A 20423-nucleotide genomic window follows, 5' to 3' on the forward strand; every position below is an offset into this window, starting at 1 on the left:
GCGCGGGCATGACATTATGGATTGCAACCAGAAGATTTCGGCGCAGGATTGACGTCGCGTCATTTGGCCTCATAAGCTGAATGCGAATTTCATATTTTGGAATTGTTCAAAACTACCAAACCGCCTATATAGGTCTGAACAGGCACGAGTCAGGAGAATGGCATGCGGTTGACGAAGCAGACCAACTATGCGGTTCGCATGTTGATGTATTGTGCTGCCAACGACGGGCACTTGAGCCGGATTCCGGAAATTGCCAGGGCTTACGGCGTGTCCGAACTGTTTCTTTTCAAGATCCTCCAGCCGCTGAACAAGGCCGGCCTCGTCGAAACCGTGCGCGGTCGCAATGGCGGCGTGCGCCTGGGCAAGCCGGCGGCCGACATTACGCTCTTCGACGTCGTCAGGGTGACGGAAGACAGTTTCGCCATGGCCGAATGCTTCGAGGATGATGGCGTGGTCGAATGCCCGCTGGTTGACAGCTGCGGCCTGAATTCGGCGCTGCGCAAGGCGCTCAACGCCTTCTTCGCCGTGCTGTCGGAATATTCCATCGACGACCTCGTCAAGGCGCGTCCGCAGATCAATTTCCTTCTCGGAATCACCGGCGAGCAGCCATATCGCAAACCCGCGATCGTTGCGCCCGCCGCCTGAATTTAAAAGAGCAGGACAGAGTTCTGAAACCGCGATGGCCCCGGCCATCGCGGTTTTTATTTTGCCGCGTCTACCGGTTCGGCGAGAATAAACGTCTCAAGCCTGGCAGGCGATTCTGACCGATCACGACACGCATAAAGGGCGCAATTATCCAAAATACGACGAAATCCCGGACGTTTTTATCCGAATCTGTCCAAATGAGGCCGATTTTTGATTGAAAATTTCTAAAATTGTCCAACTGGAAAAATTTTCTCCGTAGCCCGTTGCTTTCAGTAGATAAATGTCGTTCCATCGACCGTCGATCGGGATGCATATCTGCGGTCTCCAGACATTAAAAAAGAACAACCGGGAAACAATATTATGAAAAAGATCTCTGTCATGCTGGCAGCGACGGCCCTGATTTCGGTCATGGCGACGTCGGCCTGGTCCAAGACCCTTGTTTATTGCTCCGAGGGTTCGCCGGAAGGCTTCGACCCGAGCCTCTATACGGCTGGCACGACCTTCGACGCCTCGTCGCGCACGGTCTATAGCCGCCTGGTCGAATTCAAGCATGGCGGTACCGAGATCGAACCGGGCCTCGCCGACAGCTGGAGCGTTTCGGCCGATGGCACGGAATACACCTTCAAGCTTCATCCCGGCGTCAAGTATCAGACCACCGACTTCTTCACGCCGACGCGCGATTTCAACGCCGACGACGTCGTGTTCTCCTTCGAGCGTCAGCTGAAGGCGGACAATCCGTGGAACAAGTATGTCGAGGGCGGTTCTTACGAATACGCCGCCGGCATGGGCTTCCCGGATCTGATCAAGTCGATCGAGAAGGTCGACGACCTCACCGTCAAGTTCACGCTCAACCATCCCGAGGCGCCGTTCCTTGCCGACCTGGCCATGGACTTCGCCTCGATCGTTTCCAAGGAATATGCCGACAAGCTTGCCGCCGACGGCAAGATGGCGCAGCTCAACCAGCAGCCGCTCGGCACCGGCCCCTTCACCTTCGTCGCCTATCAGCCGGATGCCGTCATCCGCTACAAGGCCAACGAAACCTATTTCAAGGGCAAGGAAAAGATCGACGATCTGGTTTTCGCCATCACCTCTGACGCCGCCGTCCGCGCGCAGAAGCTGAAGGCCGGCGAATGCCACCTGATCCCTTATCCGAATGCGGCTGACGTTCCCGAGCTGAAGAAGGACGGCAATCTAACGGTGATGGAACAGGCCGGCCTCAATGTCGGCTTCCTCGCCTACAACACGCAGATGGCCCCCTTCGACAAGCCGGAAGTTCGCCGTGCGTTGAACATGGCGATCAACAAGCAGGCGATCATCGACGCCGTCTTCCAGGGTGCAGCGGCCGTTGCCAAGAACCCCATTCCGCCGACGATGTGGTCCTATAACGACGCCGTTCAGGACGACAAGTACGATCCGGATGCCGCCAAGAAGGCTCTCGCCGATGCCGGCGTCAAGGATCTCAGCATGAAGGTCTGGGCGATGCCGGTTTCGCGTCCCTACATGCTGAACGCGCGCCGCGCTGCCGAACTGATCCAGGCCGATTTTGCCAAGGCCGGCGTCAAGGTCGAGATCGTCACCCATGAATGGGCCGAATATCTGAAGCTCTCCTCCGACGTGAAGCGCGACGGCGCCGTCATCCTCGGCTGGACCGGCGACAATGGCGACCCGGACAACTTCATGGATACGCTGCTTGGCTGCGATGCCGTCGGCGGCAACAACCGTGCTCAGTGGTGCAACAAGGAATATGACGACCTGATGACCAAGGCCAAGCTGACCGCCGATGTCGGCGAGCGCACCAAGGCCTATGAGCAGGCACAGCTGATCTTCAAGAAGGAAGCCCCCTGGGCGACGCTTGATCACTCGCTCGTCTTCGTTCCGATGAGCAAGAAGGTCTCCGGCTTCTTCATGGATCCGCTCGGCATTCACCGCTTCGACGGCGTCGACGTATCCGAATAACAAGAAAAATGTAAGAATGCCCGGCAGAGCTGGGCGCAGCCGGCGGTCAGGCACCCCCTGACCGCCGGAAACTATTGGACATCTGCCATGTTGCGTTTTTTCATCGGCCGCCTTGCGGTGCTGATCCCGACATTCCTCGGCGTTTCCCTCATTGCCTTCTCGTTCATCCGCATGCTGCCCGGCGATCCCGTCATGCTTTTATCGGGCGAGCGTGTCATGGCGCCGGACCGGCACGCCCAGATCATGCACGATCTCGGTTTCGACCGGCCCATGTATGTGCAGTATTTCGATTATCTCGGAAAAGTGCTGCACGGCGATCTCGGCACCTCGATCGTCACCAAGCGGCCGGTTCTCGGCGAATTCCTGACGCTGTTTCCGGCAACGCTCGAACTTTCCTTTTGTGCCATCATGCTCGCCGTCTGTCTTGGCGTGCCCGCCGGCATCTTTGCTGCCGTCAAGCGAGGCACATGGTTCGATCAAAGCGTGATGGGTGTCGCCCTCATCGGTTATTCCATGCCGATTTTCTGGTGGGGCCTGCTGCTGATCATCTTCTTCTCGGGCTATCTCGGCTGGACGCCGGTTTCCGGCCGCATCTCGCTGATGTATTTCTTCAAGCCGGTCACCGGCTTCATGCTGATCGACAGTCTGCTGTCCGGCCAGAAGGGCGCCTTCGCCTCGGCCGTCAGTTATCTCATTCTGCCGACCATCGTGCTGGCCACCATTCCGCTCGCCGTGATTGCGCGCCAGACGCGTTCGGCGATGCTCGAGGTTCTCGGCGAGGACTATGTCCGCACGGCCCGCTCGAAAGGCCTGAAGCCGCTGCGCGTCGTCGGCGTGCACGCGCTGCGCAATGCGATGATCCCGGTCATCACCACCATCGGTCTGCAGATCGGCGTTCTCCTGGCCGGCGCCATTCTCACCGAGACGATCTTCTCCTGGCCGGGCATCGGCAAATGGATGGTCGATTCGGTCTTCAAGCGTGACTACGCCGTGGTCCAGGGCGGCCTCCTGCTGATCGCTGGCGTCATCATGCTGGTCAATCTGATTGTTGATGTCCTCTACGGCTTCATCAATCCGCGCATTCGTCATTAGGAGCGGTTCATGAGCACCGTCACCGTCAAAACCGGCCAGCCATCCGCTCTTGCGGAGTTCTGGCATTATTTCTCCCGCAACAAGGGCGCCGTCATCGGCCTCGTGGTCTTCGTCATTATCCTTGTGGTCGCTGTCTTCGCGCCGGTCTTTGCGCCGCATACGCCGAACGAGCAGAACCGCCAGGTATTGCTCGCCGTGCCGGCCTGGATGGAAGGCGGCAGCATCTCCTTCCCGCTCGGAACCGATGCCGTCGGCCGCGATATCCTTTCGCGCCTGATCTACGGCGCGCGCTTCTCGCTCTTCATCGGCGTCGTCGTCGTCACCCTTTCCATCGTAAGCGGTGTTCTGATCGGCCTCGTCGCCGGCTATTTCCGCGGCAAGGTCGATACGGCGATCATGCGGCTGATGGATATCATCCTGGCCTTCCCGTCGCTGCTGCTCGCCCTCGTGCTGGTGGCTGTGCTCGGCCCGGGCCTGACCAATGCGATGATCGCGATTTCGCTGGTCAACCAGCCGCATTTCGTGCGGCTGACGCGCGCCTCCGTCATCACGGAGCGCGAGAAGGAATATGTGATCGCATCGCGTGTTGCCGGCGCCGGGACGTTCCGTCTGATGTTCAAGACCATCCTGCCAAACTGTCTTGGGCCGCTGATCGTCCAGGCGACGCTCGCCTTCTCGGCAGCGATCCTCGACGCCGCCGCCCTCGGCTTCCTCGGTATGGGTGCCCAGCCGCCGACACCCGAATGGGGCACGATGCTCGCCGAATCCCGCGAGTTCATCTCGCGCGCCTGGTGGGTCGTAACATTCCCCGGTCTTGCCATTCTCATCACCGTTCTCGCCATCAACCTGATGGGCGACGGCCTGCGCGATGCGCTTGACCCCAAGCTGAAGAGGTCGTGATGCCACTTCTCGAAATTGAAAATCTAACCGTCGAATTCCAGACCTCTTCAGGTCTCTTCCGCGCCGTCGACCGCGTATCGCTTGCCTGCGACAAGGGCGAGATCCTGTCGGTCGTCGGAGAATCCGGCTCGGGCAAATCCGTTGCCATGCTCGCTCTGATGGGGCTTCTGCCCTGGACGGCGAAGATCACTGCCGACCGCATGCAATTCGACGGCCAGGATCTGCGCGGCATCTCCGGCCGCCAGCGCCGCAGGATCGTCGGCAAGGACATGGCGATGATCTTCCAGGAGCCGATGTCGAGCCTCAATCCGTGCTTCACCGTCGGTTTCCAGCTCGGCGAGACCCTGCGCGTCCATATGGGCCTCAACCGCAAGGAGCGCCGCGAACGTTCGATCGAGCTTCTGAACCTCGTCGGCATTCCGGCGCCGGAAGACCGCCTGTCGAACTTCCCGCATCAGATGTCCGGCGGTATGAGCCAGCGCGTCATGATCGCCATGGCACTCGCCTGCAATCCGAAGCTCTTGATCGCCGATGAGCCGACGACCGCGCTCGACGTGACGATCCAGGCGCAGATCCTCGATCTGCTCGTGCGCCTACAGAAAGAGCAGGGCATGGCGCTGGTGCTGATCACTCACGACATGGGTGTCGTCGCCGAAACTGCCGAGCGCGTGCAGGTGCAATATGCCGGCCAGAAGGTCGAGGAGCAGCCGGTGAAGGCGCTGTTCCGCGATCCGCACCACCCTTATACCGCAGCGCTTCTCGCCGCCCTGCCGGAACGCGCTGAGGTCGGCCAGCGTCTTCCCTCGATCGCCGGTGTCGTTCCCGGCCAGCACGGCCGCCCTACGGGCTGTCTTTTCGCGCCGCGCTGTGGCTACGCCACGGTCGAATGCGATCGCGGCGTCGTACGCCAGGGACCGGAGCTCGGGCTGGCTTTGTGCAATTATCCTTTGAAGAACGGCAAGCCGCTCGGCCATCCCGGCGTCATGGCCACTGAAACCGCAGGAGACCTGGTATGACAGGCGCTGTTCTTGAGGGCAGGGATCTCGCCCGCTTCTACACCGTTAACCGTGGTCTCTTCAAAGCCGATGCCACGGTCAAAGCGCTGAACGGCGTCAGCTTCAGCCTTCATTCCGGCAAGACGCTTGCCGTCGTCGGCGAATCCGGCTGCGGCAAGTCGACGCTCGCCCGCCTCGTCACCATGATCGAGAACCCGACAGCGGGAGAATTGCTGATCGACGGCAAGCCCGCCCAGGTTGGCGACCGCAGCCTGCGCAGCCAGGTGCAGATCGTCTTCCAGAATCCTTACGGCTCGCTCAACCCGCGCCAGAAGGTCGGCTCGATCCTGGAAGAGCCGCTGAAGATCAATACCGATCTCAACGCCGCCGCCCGCCGCCGCAAGGTGGAGGAGATGATGGCCCGCGTCGGCCTGCGTCCGGAGCATCATGGCCGCTACCCGCACATGTTCTCCGGCGGCCAGCGTCAGCGCATCGCCATTGCCCGCGCCTTGATGCTGCGGCCGAAGGTGCTGGTGCTCGACGAGCCGGTTTCGGCGCTCGACCTGTCGATCCAGGCGCAGGTGCTGAACCTGTTGATGGACCTGCAGAAGGAGATGGGCCTTGCCTATCTCTTCATCTCGCACGGCCTCTCCGTCGTCCATCATATCGCCGACGAGGTGATGGTGATGTATCTCGGCCGCCCGGTGGAGACCGGTCCCGCCGCCGAGGTCTTCGCCCGGCCGCGCCATCCCTATACGGCAGCCTTGCTGTCGGCGACGCCGATCGCCGATCCCGAGCGCGAGAAGAACCGCATCCGCCTGCAGGGCGAACTGCCATCGCCGCTGAAGCCGCCGTCCGGCTGCCATTTCAACCCGCGCTGCTGGAAGGCGCAGGACTATTGCCGCCAGGTTTCTCCCGAATTAAGGGGAGAGGATGCTCAACAATATGCCTGTCATTTCCCGCTCGATTGAGCGGGAAAATGGAGTAATTCCAGGAAAAGTGTGAAGCGGTTTTCCGTCCGGAATGACCGACAGGTTGGAAGGTTCAGGAGGAAACATGCCGGAACGGCGGACGAACAAACCTCATGCGATCATCGTCATGGGGGTCAGCGGTTGCGGCAAATCCTCCGTCGGCGAAAAGCTCGCGGAAGCCCTGCACCTGGCTTTCGTCGAAGGCGATGCACTGCACCCCGCGGCCAATGTCGAGAAGATGTCGAGGGGCATTGCGCTGACCGACGCGGACCGGATGCCCTGGCTCGACCGCATCGGCGAAGACATCAAGTCCTCGCTTGAGAAAGGCGAGGGCATCATCGTCTCCTGCTCGGCGCTGAGGCGCATCTATCGCGACAGGCTGCGGGCTGCGGCCGGCGGCAATCTGTTCTTCGTCTATCTCGAAGGCTCCAAAGCCTTGCTGACCAAACGGATGGGCGAGCGCAAAGGCCATTTCATGCCGGTGTCGTTGCTCGAAAGCCAGTTGGCAACGCTTGAGGTGCCCACCGGCGAGCAAGGTGTCGTCACCGTCAATATCGACGATACTGTGGAAGGCATCGCGGTAGCGGCTCTCGAAGGGCTTGCCACGCTCGGCGTCACGGGTTGAAACGCTGCGGCGAATAAGCCGCAATATCGATGAACGGCGTCTCGCCGGTAATGAGTTCGGCAAGCACGCGGCCGGTCACCGGCCCGAGCGTCAGCCCGTGGTGGGCATGTCCGAAGGCGAACCACAGGCCCTGATGGCGCGGCGCCTTGCCGATGATAGGCATCATGTCCGGCGTACAGGGGCGGGCGCCCATCCAGGGTTCGGGATCGAGCCTGTCGCCGAGCGGAAAGATTGCGCGGGCAACCACCTCGGCCCGGTCGAGCTGGACCGGTGTCTTCGGCGCATCAAGCGTTGTGAACTCCGCGCCGGTCGTCAGGCGGATGCCGCGGCGCATCGGCGCCAGCAGATAGCCGCGTTCGGCATCCAGCATCCAGTTGTTGAGCACTGCATTTCCCTTGGCGGCATAATGCATATGATAGCCGCGTTTGACGCCAAGGGACAAGGAATAGCCGAGGCGGCGCGTCGCAAGCGCCGCCCAGGGGCCGAGCGCAATCACCGCATCGTCGGCTTCGAGCGGGCCTTCCCCGGTCATGATCTTCCAGCCGGAGCCGAACTGGCCAAGCGAGGCGGCGTCGCCTGTGACGAACCTGCCGCCGAGGCTTTCGAAATAGCCGCGATAGGCCGATGTCAGCGCATGCGGATCGAGCACCGACCAGGGATCACGCCAGCGGATGCCGCCGGCAAAATCGCCTGTCATGTCAGGCTCCATGCGGGCGATGTCGGCCGAAGTCAGGCCGTCATATTCCACCCCGAATTCACTCTGCCAGAGTGCTGCCTCCGCTAAGGCCTGATCGCGCTTGGCCTCAGTCCGGAAGATCTTCATCCAGCCGTCCCTACGGATCAGCGCTTCGGCATGCGCCGCCTCGATGAGATCCTTGTGTTCGGCAATCGAATTTTCGATCAGCGGCGCATAGGCTCGGGTGATGAGAGCGTGGCGCCGGGCGTTCGAATTCCACCAGTAGCGGGCGAGAAAGGCAAGCTGGCTCGGCAGCGTGCGCAGATGGTAATGCGCATCGATGCGGTTGTTCAGCGCATAACGCAGCAACAGGCCAAGCTGCTGCGGAAAGCCGTAGGGCGCAACACCTTCGCGCTGGATCAGGCCGGCATTGCCGAAGGAGGTTTCGTTGCCCGGATCCTTGCGGTCGACCAGCGTCACCTGCCGGCCGCGCCGTTGAAGATGGATAGCCGTCGACACGCCGACGATGCCGGCGCCGAGCACGATTGCGTTTTTCGTCATTTCCCTGCATTCCGCTTTGTTATCGCAGTGAAAATGCCCCTGCCGATACCGCCGGGCAAACGAAAAATCGCCTTCATTTCAAAATCATTGCGCTTTTCAGTGCGGCATTTTCGGCCTTCATGCGGACATAGAGGATGCAGGCGTTGAGAAGCGAAAAGCCGATTGCGTAAAAGGGCAGACCGAACGCCAGAGGAAGGGCGGCGATCTCGCCGACGACGATCGCGTAGTTCGGATGCCGGAGGAAGCGATAGGGGCCGGATGTGACGAGCGGCGCGCCGGGCAGGATGATGATGCGCGTCGTCCAGCGGTCTTTCAGCGTCGCCAGAACCCAAAGCCGCAGCGCCTGCAGCCCGATGAAGACGGCAAACCAGAAGAGCTCGACCGGCCTGCCGGGTGCCAGCAGCCAGAGGCCGATGATCCAGCCGGCGTGCAGCGCCACTATGGCCGGATAGTGTTCCGGCGCCAGTTCCCTGGCGCCTCTGGCGAGAAGGGCGGCGGTGTTGCGCCGGGCTAGCACGAGTTCGCCAAACCGCTGCAGCGTCACGAAGGCAAGGAGCGCGATCGACGGCCAGATCATGCCACCCTCCGAAGCGTCACGCAGCTCGCCGAAAAGCCCGGCCCCATGGCGATCATCGCGGAGCGCTCCGGCAATCCGGCGCGGATCGCCCGCTCCAGCACGAATAGAATGGTCGGCGAGGACATATTGCCGTAGTCGGCAAGCACGCCGCGCTCGTGATCGAGCGTGCCCGGCGTCAGCGAAAGCGCGCTCTCCATCGCCGCCAGGACTTTGGTGCCGCCGGGATGGCAGATGAAGCGATCGATATCTGCAGGTGTCAGTCCGCTTCGCGCCAGAATGGCGGTCACCGCCGGGCCCAGCTCCTTTTCGGCAAAAGGCGGCAGGGATTGCGCCAGCACGATGCCGAAACCGCCGTCGTCGATCTTCCAGCCCATGATGTCGAGTGTGTCGGGAAAGAGATGGTCGCCAGTCGATTCCACCTCCGCCAGCCCGCCTTCGCCGGATCGCAGCACGCAGGCGGCGGCACCGTCGCCGAAAAGCGCCGTCGCAATGATGTTCGGCCGCGTCAGCTCGTCAAGCCGGAAGGCAAGCGTGCAGAGCTCGATCGAGACGAAGAGCACGACGGCGCCCGGCCGGCTGCGCGCCAGCCGCGCGGCGATCGCAAAGCCCGACACACCGGCCGCACAGCCGAGCCCGAACACCGGCACGCGCTCGATATCGGCCCTGAAGCCCATCCGGCGCGCCATCTGCGCATCGAGGCTCGGCGTCGTAAAACCGGTCGACGAGACCGTCACGACACAGTCGACATCGCCGGCTTCAAGCCCCGCCCGGGAAAGCGCTGAGCTGGCGGCTTCGACAAAGAGCTCAGCTGCCACCTCCGCATAGGCCTGCATCCGGTCTTGCCAGCCATGCTGCTCGTCGAACCAGGCAAGCGGTCGCGCCGCATGGCGCTTTTGAATGCCAGCGCTGTCGAAGACGCGGGCAAGATGGCGGAAATCCTCAAAACGGTCGGCAAACAGCCGGCCGGAGGCTTCGACCGCTTCTTTCTGGAAAATGACATGTTCGGGTGCGGCGACGGCGAGGCTGACGAGTTTTACGGTATCGGTCACTAAGTTCTCCTTGTCGTTCCCGGCGTAACGTTGAGAACACCCGGTTTCGACGATCTATTCGGCCTCGGTGGCTTCACGAAGCCGTGATGAAGAAAATAGAGAGGCTGCCGAATAAAGCTCGGGGCAGCGGTGTTTTCTCCTCGCAACGTCACTTTCGAGGAGTTTTCCGATGACGATCATGACAATCCGTATTGCTTCCCTCATTCTCGGCGGCTGCCTTGCCGCTTCCGTTTTCTCGGGCCCGGTCTTCGCAGCCGGCAATGACAACAGCACGATGCCGACCTGCAAGAAGGGTGAGATCTACGACCAGAAGAGCAAGAAATGCGTCAAGCAGCAGAGCGCCAACGTCTCTGACGAGAACCGCACCGACTACGCCTATTCACTGGCCAAGAGCGGTCGCTATGAGGAGGCGCTTGCCATGCTCGACACGGTCAAGGACCAGAACACCGCCGAGGTGCTGAATTATCGCGGTTACGCCACCCGCAAGCTCGGCCGCACCGACGAAGGCATTTCCTATTATCTCAAGTCTGTGAAGATGGATCCGCAATACGCCAAGGTCCGTGAATATCTCGGCGAAGCCTATGTCATCAAGGGCAGGCTCGATCTGGCAAAGGACCAGTTGAAGTCAATCAAGTCGATCTGCGGCACCGACTGCGAGGAATATCAGGACTTGAGCGCAGCCATCATCGATCCGTCGAAGATCTGATTGCCGGCACCGGGCGGGAACGGGAAACCACGGGGGAGGGATGTAAGAATGTCGGTCGCGCGCACTTCGTTTCCTGCCTATAGTCGCGCGAGAACGGAATCGCCGGTTCGTCCGGCGGTTCCGAGGCAGGCAGGATCGTCGGAGGCGGCTATCGCGAGCGCAGCGGATATCAAGAGCGGCCTGACGGAAAATCTGGCAAGGCTCTGGCGTTATGGTCTCGTTCTCTCGCATCAGCGTGATGTCGCCGACGATCTGGTGCAGGCGACCTGCCTGCGCGCGCTGGAACGCGCCGATCAGTTCGTCGCCGGCACCCGGCTCGACCGCTGGCTGTTTTCGATCCTGCATTCGATCTGGCTGAACGAGGTCCGCTCCCGCCGGGTGCGTGAGGGCCAGGGTTTCGTCGATGCCGGGGAGGCTCTGACCTTCGACGGCGCCCACGACACCGAAACCCATGTGATGGCGGGTCAGGTGCTGAAACGGGTGAATGCGCTGCCCGAGGCGCAGAGAACAGTGGTGTTCCTCGCCTATGTCGAAGGGCTTTCCTATCGCGAGGTTGCAAGCATACTGGATATTCCGATCGGAACCGTGATGAGCCGGCTGGCGGCAGCCCGCGCCAAGCTCGCCAGTGACGAGCGGGAAGGGGGACGGCAATGAATACGAAACGCACCATTCCCTCCGACGAGGACCTGACCGCCTTCATCGACGGTGAACTGACGGCTGACGAAGCTGCGCGCATCGAAAGTCTGGTGAACGAAGACAAGGCTGTCGCCGAGCGGCTGGAATTCCTGGCCCGCGCCAGCCTGCCCTTCGCGCAGGCCTTTGCGCCGCTGCTGTCGCAGGCTCCACGCGAGAAACTGGAAACGATGCTCGCCGCCATCCCAGTGCCTGAGAGCGCCAAACCCGGCGCCACGCCTGTATCCGCCAGCCGCCGCCGCTTCCTCGGCGCGCTTGCCGCCTCACTTGTCGCCGGCGTCGCTATCGACCGCGCCGTCCTCGCCATCGGCAGAGGCGTTTCAGCGAAGGACGAAAACAGCGAATGGCGCGCCGTGGTCGCCGACTATATCTCGCTCTATACACCGGAGACTCTTGCCGGTCCCGTGCCCGCAAGAGACGACCAGGCCACCCAGCTCGCAGGCCTCGACGAAAAGCTCGGCCTATCGCTCTCCCCCGAATCCGTTTCGCTGCCGGGCATCGATTTCAAACGTGCTCTGCTGCTGCAATATGATGGCAAACCGCTCGCCCAGATCGCCTATCTCGACCCCGAAACCGGCCCGATGGCGCTCTGCATCGTCCGCTCCGATGCCGGTCCCAAAGCGCCGGATCTCGAAAGCCGCAAGGGCATGAACGTCGTCTACTGGTCGAACGGAACGCACGCCTTCATGCTGATCGGCCATGCAGCGGCGGACAGGATGGCGGCGATTGCCGATGGAGTGCGGGGGAGGGTGGCTGCCTGACCTGCCATTGGCCCGGCCTGAAATCGGGCGTGATAAATCCTGCTATCGATCTCGTTTCACGAACTGACCGAGACGGTTCACAAGCTTCGATGCCCAGAACGTGAGGATCGAGACCCCCAGGCCGTGGTCGGCAAGGGCACGCAGCACTTCCTTGTTCTGACGCGATATGTTTTGAATGTTCTTGTTTGTGGCGCCCCCCAAGCGCATCCTCACCAATACGCGGGGAATATAAACGGTCCTGATGCGCGCAACTTCCAGAAAACGCATCATAAGCTCGACATCGGCTGCCAGCCGATAACGCAGATCGAACGTCCCGAACCGGTCATAGATGCGACGCCGAACATAGAATGTCGGATGCGGCGGACACCAGCCCCGTCTAAAGAAACCGGGTTCAAACGCACAGGATTTCCAATAACGGACTGTGCGATCGGGATGCTGGTTGGAAACATAAATGAGATCGCCATAGCAGCCGTCATAGGCTTCATCGTCCAGCGCGGCCGCCACGGTTTCGAGGGAGCCGCTGCTCTCGAAAGTGTCATCCGCGTTCAGGAAGCCGATGATCTCGCCGCTCGCAAGGCCAATCCCCTTGTTCATGGCCTCATAGATACCTCCGTCCCGTCCCGAAAATACGCGGCGGTTCTCCGCCGGCGCCGAAGCAATGATGGCGAGTGTGGAATCGCTTGAGCCACCGTCAATGATGATGTGCTCGAAATCGCGGTAGGTTTGTTGGTCGATGGACCGCAACGTATCGGCAATGGTCCGCTCTGCGTTCCAGCAAACGGTGATGAGACTTATCCGGGGAGGGCGTGGATCGGCAGTGTCTGCAGCCATTTTGAAGGGTGTCTTGCTCACATTCTAAGGGGCGAAATCTGGCCAAGCCGTAGCAGACGGAAAGGCGGCGTCGCAATCCGGTACTGCAGATTATCCTGGATCAATGCTCGATTGATGAGAGATTGGGCTACTTCCCGTCTCGGTAAGTGCATTGCATGCCGATCGATCTATCTGTAGTGAGCAATGTCGAACAGCGACGTCATCACGAAGCCTCGTGAATGCGCGCGGATTTACCAGTTGCAGGAGGTCTCTTGTCTTCGAAGAAAAAGCTGCGCAAGGGCATCTTGCTCGCCGGGGGCTCGGGTACCCGGCTCCATCCCGCGACCCTCGCCATTTCGAAGCAACTTCTTCCGGTTTTTGACAAACCGATGATCTATTATCCCCTGTCAACGCTGATGCTCGCAGGTATCCGGGATATCCTTATTATCTCGACGCCACAGGACACGCCGCGCTTTGAACAGCTGCTAGGTGACGGCGCCCAATGGGGGTTGAACCTTCAATATGCCGTGCAGGCCGCGCCCGAAGGCATTCCTCAGGCATTCTCGATCGGCAGGGAATTCATCGGGCAAGAGGCAACCGCCCTCGTGCTCGGAGACAATATCTTTTACGGCAACCTCCTGACGCATGATTTATCCGCGGCTTCGGCGAGATCGGACGAAGCGACGATCTTCGCGTACAAAGTCCACGATCCCGAACGGTATGGGGTGGTAGAATTTGACGGTGAGGGGAAAGTCCTCACCTTGGAGGAAAAGCCATCCAGGCCCCGCTCTTCTTACGCGGTGACGGGTTTGTATTTCTACGACAATGACGTGATTGACATTGCTGCCGGTTTGAAACCCTCGCCGCGCGGTGAAACCGAAATTACCGACATCAATCGGCATTATTTGTCGACCGGCAGGCTGAATGTTGCCGTCCTGGGAAGAGGGCATGCCTGGCTTGATACGGGCACGCACGATTCACTCCTTGAAGCCAGTCAATTCATTGCCACCATCGAGCGGCGCCAGGGGCTGAAGATTGCCTGCCCCGAAGAAATCGCCTTTCATTTGGAATACATAGATGCCGAGCAATTGCTAAGGCTGGCGGCTCCACTTGAAAAGAGCTCTTACGGTCGATACCTCATCAGCCTGGTGAGGGAGCCAGCTCCGCATTTCCCAACCGGCTGAACCGACAAAACTGGAAAACCAATCTTGTCTGCTTTTACCCTGCTTACGTTAAAGACGATGTCCGACGGACGAGGCGCGCTGACCGTCATGGACGGAATACTGCCATTTCCGGTCGTCCGGAGCTTTTGGATCTATGGAGCCGACGGATACACGCGCGGTGGCCATCGTCATCACCAGACTCGACAGGCGTTGGTGGCGCTTTCGGGAAGCGTGATGATTTTGATGGACGATGGAAAGGCCCGGGAAGAGATCACCTTGTCGTCACCGGACCAGTGCCTGCTGGTAGAGCCAAGGGACTGGCACGAAATGACCTTCGGTCCCGGTTCGATCCTGCTCGTTTTTGCCTCACGCGGATATGATAAGGACGACTACATCGACACCCCCTATGAGCGGCTCTGAGATGATTGAGTATGAAAGTCTTGCGCAGGCCAACCGCGCGCTAATGGAAGAGTTGGAGGCGGCTGCTTCCCGTGTCATTCGTTCCGGGTGGTACATACTTGGCAATGAGGTCTCCTCATTCGAAGCTGAATTCGCCGCCTTTGCGGAAAGCAAACATTGCATCAGCGTGGCCAATGGTCTGGATGCGTTGATCCTCTCAATCGAAGCGCTCGATCTGCCGAAAGGCAGCGAGATCATGGTTGCCTCCAATACCTATATAGCCACTATTCTGGCAATTCTTCGCGCCGGCCACAAACCTGTTCTGGTGGAGCCCGAACGCGAAACCTTCAATATCGATCCGGAGCGCCTTCCTGCGGCGCTCACTCGCCACACGCAGGCAATCTGTGTCACGCATCTTTTCGGCAAAGCGTGCCGGATGACCGAGATCGCCGCGTTTGCAAGCGAGCATGGTCTGAGGGTGATCGAGGATTGCGCGCAGTCTCATGGCGCGCGCTATGACGGCAAACTGACCGGCACCTTCGGAATTGCCGGCTGCTTCAGCTTCTATCCGACCAAGAATCTGGGAGCTCTCGGAGATGCGGGCGCGATCGTCACGGATGATGACGAATTTGCAGATCGCTTGAGACACATGCGCAACTACGGTTCGAAGAAGAAATATGAGAACGTCTATATCGGTGTAAATTCCAGGCTTGATGAGATGCAGGCGGCATTCCTGCGGGTCAAACTGCGTTCCCTCGGTCAGGTCACTGAACATAAGCGGGCGCTGGCCGATATCTATTTTGCCAATCTGCCCAAATGGCTCGCACAGCCGCTTCGTCGACCTGCCGAGTATGACGTGTTTCATATTTTCGGGATACGTCACCCGGCCCGCGACGAATTGCGTCAGTGGCTGCTCGATAACGGAGTCAAGACCGAGATACATTATCCGATCGCGCCGCATAGGCAGAAGGCAATGCAAGGCATTCTTTCCGGCGATTATCCCATCGCCGATGAGCTGCATGCCACTGAGCTCAGCCTGCCTATTTCCGCCGGGCATAGCGGCGATGAGATAGAGCGTGTCTGCAGCCTTCTTGCGGCGCTGCCAGAAAAGCTGAAGTTGGCGGCATGACAGAGCACCTGAAAGGACCAGCCTCGGCACGTGCCGATGACGATTGGGATATCGTTATCAAGCCTTCCAAGGGAAATACGCCGGATCTCGGCCTTGTCTGGCAATATCGCGATCTCGTCTGGATGTTTTTCAAGCGGGATTTCACCACATTTTACAAACAGACCATTCTCGGGCCGGTCTGGTATATCATCCAACCGTCGCTGACGGCGATGACCTATTATGTCGTGTTCGGCAAAATCGCCAATCTTTCCACCGATGGCCTTCCGCCCTTCCTGTTTTACATGTCGGGCACGATTATCTGGAGCTACTTTGCTGCCTGTTTGACTAATAACTCCGAGGTCTTCTCGAAGAACGCCAATCTGTTCGGAAAGGTTTACTTTCCGAGACTTGTGGTGCCGCTATCCGTTGCGATGAGCGGCCTTGTCGCTTTTGCGATCCAGTTCCTGCTGTTGTTGACGGTTTCCATTGGCCTCAAAATTGCCAATCCAGATCTGGCCCTGAACTATTGGTTCCTGTTGCTGACGCCGCTGGTGCTACTCTATATCGCCGTGCTGGGCATTGGTGCCGGGCTTGTCGTTTCGGCGCTAACGGTCCGTTTCCGCGATCTTGTTTACGCAGTCGGGTTCATGACGCAACTCTGGATGTATGGCACGCCGATCGTGTACCCCTTCAGCCAGATCCCTGAACGGTATCATTGGTTCTATTACCTCAATCCAATGACGACGCCGGTTCAAACCTTCCGCTGGGCGCTATTCGACGCTCCCGCCTTGCCCATTGGTCTTTGCCTCGCCAATTTTGCAGTGACGATCGCAATCACCCTGTTCGGGCTGGCACTTTTTTCGCGGGCGGAAGCCAATGCGATGGATACCGTCTGATGAACGACATCGTTATTCGAGCGGAGCACGTCAGCAAACTCTATCGTCTTGGCGTGATCAATCACGGCACCCTCTATCGCGACCTTCAGAGCTGGTGGGCGAAGTGGCGCAACCTTCCGGATCCGAACGTTTCGGTATCCGACCATACGTCCGACCGCGGCGCACAGTCGCGGCTGAAGGGAGACATCTTCCATGCGCTGGATGATGTCTCTTTCGAAGTCGGACAGGGCGAGATCGTCGGGATTATCGGCAGGAACGGGGCGGGAAAGTCCACACTGTTGAAGGTGATGTCGCGTATCACCATGCCCAATTCGGGCTTCATTGGAATACGGGGCAGAATTGCGAGCCTGCTTGAGGTCGGCACCGGGTTTCATCCGGAACTCACCGGTCGGGAGAATGTCTATCTCAATGGCGCCATCCTCGGGATGAGCCGTGCCGAGGTCAGGTCGAAATTCGATGAAATCGTCGAGTTTGCGGAGATCGGCGAATTTATCGACACGCCGGTGAAGCGATATTCGTCCGGCATGTATGTGCGTCTGGCCTTCGCCGTCGCGGCGCATCTCGAGCCGGAAATACTCCTGGTCGACGAGGTATTGGCCGTCGGCGACGTCAACTTCCAGAACAAATGCATGGGGCGCATGCAGGAGGTCACGAAGGCCGGTCGAACGATTATCTTCGTCAGCCACAATATGACGGCGATCAGCAGCATCTGCCCGAAATCGATTCTGATGGCCGATGGCAAAGTCGCTGCGATGGGCGATACGGCAGATGTGATAAAGGCCTATCTCGATCGCCCGGAATTCGGCGGCACCGCAAGTTACTCGGTCAATCCCGAGGACGTCGAAGGCAAGGCGGTTATATGCCGTGTCGCAGTGTTGAATGAGAAGGACGAGGCTTCGGGAACACTGGAACTGTCGAAGGGATTTTCCGTCGAGGTCGAGTACGAGCTGAGGGAGCCTCTTTCCGGTCTCTCGGTCGGGATGCAGATCATGATGGAGGACGGCTATACCACGCTTGTCAGCCTTTCCGATCCTGAGCTCGACGTCGGGCGCTTGGATACCCGGCCAGCCGGTTATTATCGCGCTCGGGTAAAATTTCCGGGATATCTTCTCAATACCGGCACCTTCTACCTCCGACTGGGCATATCGAGCCGGTTCTCGATATATTCCGTCGCCGAAGGTATTCGGTTTGACGTGGAGGATAATGTCGGAATTATCCAGATGCTTGGTCAACAGCGGAAGCCGTCGATTTCGGCGATACAGTTGCCTTGGGAGGTTGAAAAGGTCTTCCACCGCGATTCTGAAGGTGTTTTGAAATGAAGAAGGCGCTTGTCACCGGAGCAGATGGGTTCATCGGCTCTCATCTTGTCGAGACGCTGGTGAGATCGGGTGTGGAAGTCCGCGCCCTCTGCCAGTACAACTCATTTTCCAGCTGGGGCTGGCTCGATCAGTCCGAATACCGCGGCAAGTTCGAGGTGATCCTCGGAGACGTCCGTGATCCCGCTCAGATGCGCTCTGTCGCCAAAGGTGTCGACACGATCTTTCATCTCGCCGCTCTGATTGCGATTCCCTATTCCTATCAGGCTCCCTCAAGCTACATCGATACCAATGTGCATGGGACGCTGAACGTCCTTCAAGGCGCTCTCGACGCCGGTGTCGGAAGAGTGATCCAGACCTCGACGAGCGAAGTTTATGGGACCGCACGTTTTGTGCCCATCAGCGAAAGCCATCCCCTGCAGGCGCAGTCGCCCTATTCGGCGTCCAAAATCGGCGCCGATGCGATCGCCTACAGCTATCATTCGAGCTTCGATCTGCCGGTGACGATCGCACGGCCGTTCAACACCTACGGCCCGAGACAATCTGCAAGGGCGGTTATTCCAACCGTGATTTCGCAGCTTCTGAGTGGACGAACGACGCTGAAACTTGGTGCGCTCTCGCCCACCCGGGATTTCAATTTCGTGCAGGATACATGCGACGGCTTTCTGGCGCTCGCGGCCTGCGACGAAGCCATCGGACAGACGGTAAATATCGGCTCGGGCGGCGAGATATCGATCGGCGATACCGTTCGGCTGATCGCCGATATCATCGGCGTCAACATCGAGATTGAATGCGATGAACAGCGTTTGCGTCCCGCAAACAGCGAAGTGGAACGCCTGTGCTGTGATAACAGCCTGATCAAGTCTCTGACGGGATTTTCGCCGCGCTACAGCTTGAAAGACGGGCTCCAGGCGACGATTGAATGGCTGCGTCAGCCTGACAATCTGGCACGATATAAGGCGGATATCTTCAATGTCTAGGCGTGCAGTCATTCTGGCGGGAGGGATGGGTACGCGGCTGCGGCCCTATACCGTCGTGCTCCCAAAGCCGCTGATGCCGATCGGCGATTATCCCATTCTAGAGGTCATCATTCGCCAGCTGATATCAGGCGGGTTTCAGCATATAACGCTTGCCGTCAACCATCAGGCTGAACTGATCAAAGCCTTTTTCCAGGATGGCGACAAATGGGGTGTGCGCATCGATTATTCGCTCGAAGATCAGCCGCTCGGCACCATGGGTCCGCTACGATTGATCAAGGATCTGCCTGAGAATTTTTTGGTGATGAACGGAGACATCCTGACGGACCTGAACTATGCCGATTTTCATGACGCTCACGTCCGGGAGGGGAATATATTCACCATCTCGTCAAAGACACGGGAGCATCGGATAGACTACGGCGTTCTGGACACCAGCGAGGCGGGGCTGCTGACGGGGTTCCGGGAAAAGCCGACGGCTGAGTACAAAGTCAGCATGGGCGTCTACATGGTGTCTTCGGGGGCGGTCGAGCACATACCACAACGGGGCGCCTACGGTTTTGACCAACTGATGCTTGATCTTCTTGCGGCCGGAAAACCGGCAACGGTTCGAGATTTTCCAGGCTATTGGCTCGATATCGGACGGCCCGACGATTATGCACTGGCGATCGAGCAGTTCGAAACCATGCAATCCAGGTTCTTGAATGGTTGATGCAATCGTCACCGGTGCTGGCGGCTTTCTCGGGAAGCGTCTGGTTGAGAGGCTTAAAAAGGCCGGTGTCGACGTGCTTGCGGTTGACCGAACGCATGGTGATATAAGCGAAGAGGGAATCTGGCAGGAACTTCCCGCAGCCGGCACGCTGTTTCATCTTGCCGGCCGGACGTTTGTCCCGGATAGCTGGTCGCAAGGCCCGAGTTTCATGGCCGCCAATGTTCTCGGTACGCAGCATGCTCTGAACTGGTGCAAGCGGCACAAGGCCAAGCTCGTATTCGCAAGCGCCTATGTCTACGGAGTGCCGGAGCGACTGCCGATCCAGGAAAGCGATCCGGTCAGGCCGAATAACCCCTACGCGTTGTCCAAGCATCTTGCCGAACAACTTTGTGAGTTTGCTGCCACACACGAGCAAATACCGGTCGTGGTATTGCGGCTTTTCAATATATATGGGGCTGGGCAGCGCCCGGAGTTCCTGATACCGACACTTCTGAACCGGATACGGGCGAAGCAGGACATACAGGTCATGGACCTCAGTCCGCGGCGTGATTATGTCTTCGTTGACGATGTCCTGAGCGCCTTTGCCAAGGCCATGGGCGTGCCGGAAGGTTACCACTGCATCAATATCGGCTCCGGCAGGTCGTATTCGGTGCAGGAAATCATCGATATCTTGCAAGAAGCCGCCGGCACTGCTCTACCTGTAGTGTCATCTTGCGCCGTTCGGCGGAATGAAATACCTGACGTGCGGGCCGATATTACAAGGGCTCGCGCTGTTCTTGGATGGCGGCCAGAATGGGATCTGCCCGCCGGCATCCGCGAACTGATGAAGGAGTCTTAA

At 59.3% G+C, this 20423-nt stretch carries 22 protein-coding genes; 18 read left to right on the plus strand and 4 right to left on the minus strand.

Annotation, left to right across the window (positions count from 1 at the left end; translation table 11 throughout):
- Window positions 1-162 precede the first annotated feature (162 nt).
- The 7 genes from rirA (at window position 163) to K6N12_RS17625 (ending at window position 7184) form a co-directional block, all read left to right on the plus strand.
- Window positions 163-645, plus strand: a complete 483-nt coding sequence (gene rirA / locus K6N12_RS17595) for an iron-responsive transcriptional regulator RirA (RefSeq protein ID WP_003588420.1) — start codon at window positions 163-165, stop codon at window positions 643-645.
- A gap of 360 nt (window positions 646-1005) precedes the next feature.
- Window positions 1006-2601, plus strand: a complete 1596-nt coding sequence (locus K6N12_RS17600; protein WP_003588419.1) for an ABC transporter substrate-binding protein — start codon at window positions 1006-1008, stop codon at window positions 2599-2601.
- An 87-nt stretch (window positions 2602-2688) separates the two neighbouring features.
- Complete coding sequence (locus K6N12_RS17605) at window positions 2689-3693, plus strand: ABC transporter permease subunit (RefSeq protein WP_222148917.1); 1005 nt, start codon at window positions 2689-2691, stop codon at window positions 3691-3693.
- Window positions 3694-3702: 9 nt separating this feature from the next.
- Window positions 3703-4593: an ABC transporter permease subunit gene (locus K6N12_RS17610; RefSeq protein ID WP_097623926.1), complete on the plus strand. Its 891-nt coding sequence runs from the start codon at window positions 3703-3705 to the stop codon at window positions 4591-4593.
- A complete protein-coding gene (locus K6N12_RS17615) occupies window positions 4593-5609 on the plus strand; it encodes an ABC transporter ATP-binding protein (RefSeq protein ID WP_097623927.1) in 1017 nt (338 codons plus the stop codon). Before K6N12_RS17610 ends, K6N12_RS17615 begins: the two co-directional genes overlap by 1 nt.
- Window positions 5606-6559 (plus strand): peptide ABC transporter ATP-binding protein, encoded by a 954-nt coding sequence (locus K6N12_RS17620; protein WP_097623928.1) that lies wholly within the window; start codon window positions 5606-5608, stop codon window positions 6557-6559. The genes K6N12_RS17615 and K6N12_RS17620 overlap by 4 nt, the downstream gene beginning before the upstream one ends.
- An 85-nt stretch (window positions 6560-6644) precedes the next feature.
- Window positions 6645-7184 carry a gluconokinase gene (locus K6N12_RS17625; protein WP_097623929.1) on the plus strand — a complete coding sequence of 180 codons (540 nt, stop codon included), beginning with the start codon at window positions 6645-6647 and terminating at the stop codon, window positions 7182-7184.
- Here the strand turns inward: K6N12_RS17625 and K6N12_RS17630 are convergent.
- From K6N12_RS17630 to K6N12_RS17640, 3 genes are all read right to left on the minus strand, one after another.
- Entirely contained in the window at window positions 7174-8421 is a 1248-nt protein-coding gene (locus K6N12_RS17630) for an NAD(P)/FAD-dependent oxidoreductase (protein WP_097623930.1), read from the minus strand. The genes K6N12_RS17625 and K6N12_RS17630 overlap by 11 nt on opposite strands.
- A 73-nt stretch (window positions 8422-8494) precedes the next feature.
- Window positions 8495-8998 (minus strand): isoprenylcysteine carboxyl methyltransferase family protein, encoded by a 504-nt coding sequence (locus K6N12_RS17635; protein ID WP_097623931.1) that lies wholly within the window; start codon window positions 8996-8998, stop codon window positions 8495-8497.
- On the minus strand, window positions 8995-10047 hold the full coding sequence (locus K6N12_RS17640; RefSeq protein WP_097623932.1) for a type III polyketide synthase: 1053 nt from the start codon (window positions 10045-10047) through the stop codon (window positions 8995-8997). The genes K6N12_RS17635 and K6N12_RS17640 overlap by 4 nt, the downstream gene beginning before the upstream one ends.
- Before the next feature lie 169 nt (window positions 10048-10216).
- On the opposite strand from K6N12_RS17640, the gene K6N12_RS17645 reads away from it, so the two are divergent.
- Genes K6N12_RS17645 through K6N12_RS17655 form a run of 3 tightly spaced genes read left to right on the plus strand, consistent with a single transcriptional unit; the run spans window position 10217 to window position 12207 of the window.
- The gene (locus K6N12_RS17645; RefSeq protein WP_097623933.1) at window positions 10217-10753 is read left to right on the plus strand and encodes a tetratricopeptide repeat protein; all 537 of its coding nucleotides are present in this window, start codon (window positions 10217-10219) and stop codon (window positions 10751-10753) included.
- Between the two features lie 48 nt (window positions 10754-10801).
- Window positions 10802-11407 carry an RNA polymerase sigma factor gene (locus K6N12_RS17650; protein ID WP_097623934.1) on the plus strand — a complete coding sequence of 202 codons (606 nt, stop codon included), beginning with the start codon at window positions 10802-10804 and terminating at the stop codon, window positions 11405-11407.
- Window positions 11404-12207, plus strand: coding sequence for an anti-sigma factor family protein (locus K6N12_RS17655; RefSeq protein ID WP_097623935.1), 804 nt, complete (start codon window positions 11404-11406; stop codon window positions 12205-12207). The genes K6N12_RS17650 and K6N12_RS17655 overlap by 4 nt, the downstream gene beginning before the upstream one ends.
- A gap of 42 nt (window positions 12208-12249) precedes the next feature.
- On the opposite strand, the gene K6N12_RS17660 is transcribed toward K6N12_RS17655, so the two are convergent.
- Complete coding sequence (locus tag K6N12_RS17660) at window positions 12250-13038, minus strand: glycosyltransferase family 2 protein (RefSeq protein ID WP_097623936.1); 789 nt, start codon at window positions 13036-13038, stop codon at window positions 12250-12252.
- Between the two features lie 251 nt (window positions 13039-13289).
- On the opposite strand from K6N12_RS17660, the gene rfbA reads away from it, so the two are divergent.
- The 8 genes from rfbA to K6N12_RS17700 are packed head-to-tail and all read left to right on the plus strand — an operon-like array spanning window position 13290 to window position 20423.
- The gene (rfbA, locus tag K6N12_RS17665; RefSeq protein ID WP_097623937.1) at window positions 13290-14201 is read left to right on the plus strand and encodes a glucose-1-phosphate thymidylyltransferase RfbA; all 912 of its coding nucleotides are present in this window, start codon (window positions 13290-13292) and stop codon (window positions 14199-14201) included.
- A gap of 24 nt (window positions 14202-14225) precedes the next feature.
- Window positions 14226-14600, plus strand: coding sequence for a sugar 3,4-ketoisomerase (locus tag K6N12_RS17670; RefSeq protein WP_012556659.1), 375 nt, complete (start codon window positions 14226-14228; stop codon window positions 14598-14600).
- A gap of 1 nt (window position 14601) precedes the next feature.
- On the plus strand, window positions 14602-15708 hold the full coding sequence (locus K6N12_RS17675; RefSeq protein ID WP_097623938.1) for a DegT/DnrJ/EryC1/StrS family aminotransferase: 1107 nt from the start codon (window positions 14602-14604) through the stop codon (window positions 15706-15708).
- Window positions 15705-16583: an ABC transporter permease gene (locus K6N12_RS17680; protein ID WP_012556661.1), complete on the plus strand. Its 879-nt coding sequence runs from the start codon at window positions 15705-15707 to the stop codon at window positions 16581-16583. The genes K6N12_RS17675 and K6N12_RS17680 overlap by 4 nt, the downstream gene beginning before the upstream one ends.
- On the plus strand, window positions 16583-17902 hold the full coding sequence (locus tag K6N12_RS17685) for an ABC transporter ATP-binding protein (RefSeq protein ID WP_097623939.1): 1320 nt from the start codon (window positions 16583-16585) through the stop codon (window positions 17900-17902). The genes K6N12_RS17680 and K6N12_RS17685 overlap by 1 nt, the downstream gene beginning before the upstream one ends.
- A complete protein-coding gene (locus tag K6N12_RS17690; protein ID WP_097623940.1) occupies window positions 17899-18879 on the plus strand; it encodes an NAD-dependent 4,6-dehydratase LegB in 981 nt (326 codons plus the stop codon). Before K6N12_RS17685 ends, K6N12_RS17690 begins: the two co-directional genes overlap by 4 nt.
- Window positions 18872-19585: a nucleotidyltransferase family protein gene (locus tag K6N12_RS17695; RefSeq protein WP_097623941.1), complete on the plus strand. Its 714-nt coding sequence runs from the start codon at window positions 18872-18874 to the stop codon at window positions 19583-19585. The genes K6N12_RS17690 and K6N12_RS17695 overlap by 8 nt, the downstream gene beginning before the upstream one ends.
- Window positions 19578-20423, plus strand: a complete 846-nt coding sequence (locus K6N12_RS17700) for an NAD-dependent epimerase/dehydratase family protein (protein WP_097623942.1) — start codon at window positions 19578-19580, stop codon at window positions 20421-20423. Before K6N12_RS17695 ends, K6N12_RS17700 begins: the two co-directional genes overlap by 8 nt.

Source organism: Rhizobium redzepovicii (genome assembly GCF_019793435.1).
In the GTDB taxonomy this organism is placed as follows: Bacteria; Pseudomonadota; Alphaproteobacteria; order Rhizobiales; family Rhizobiaceae; genus Rhizobium; species Rhizobium redzepovicii.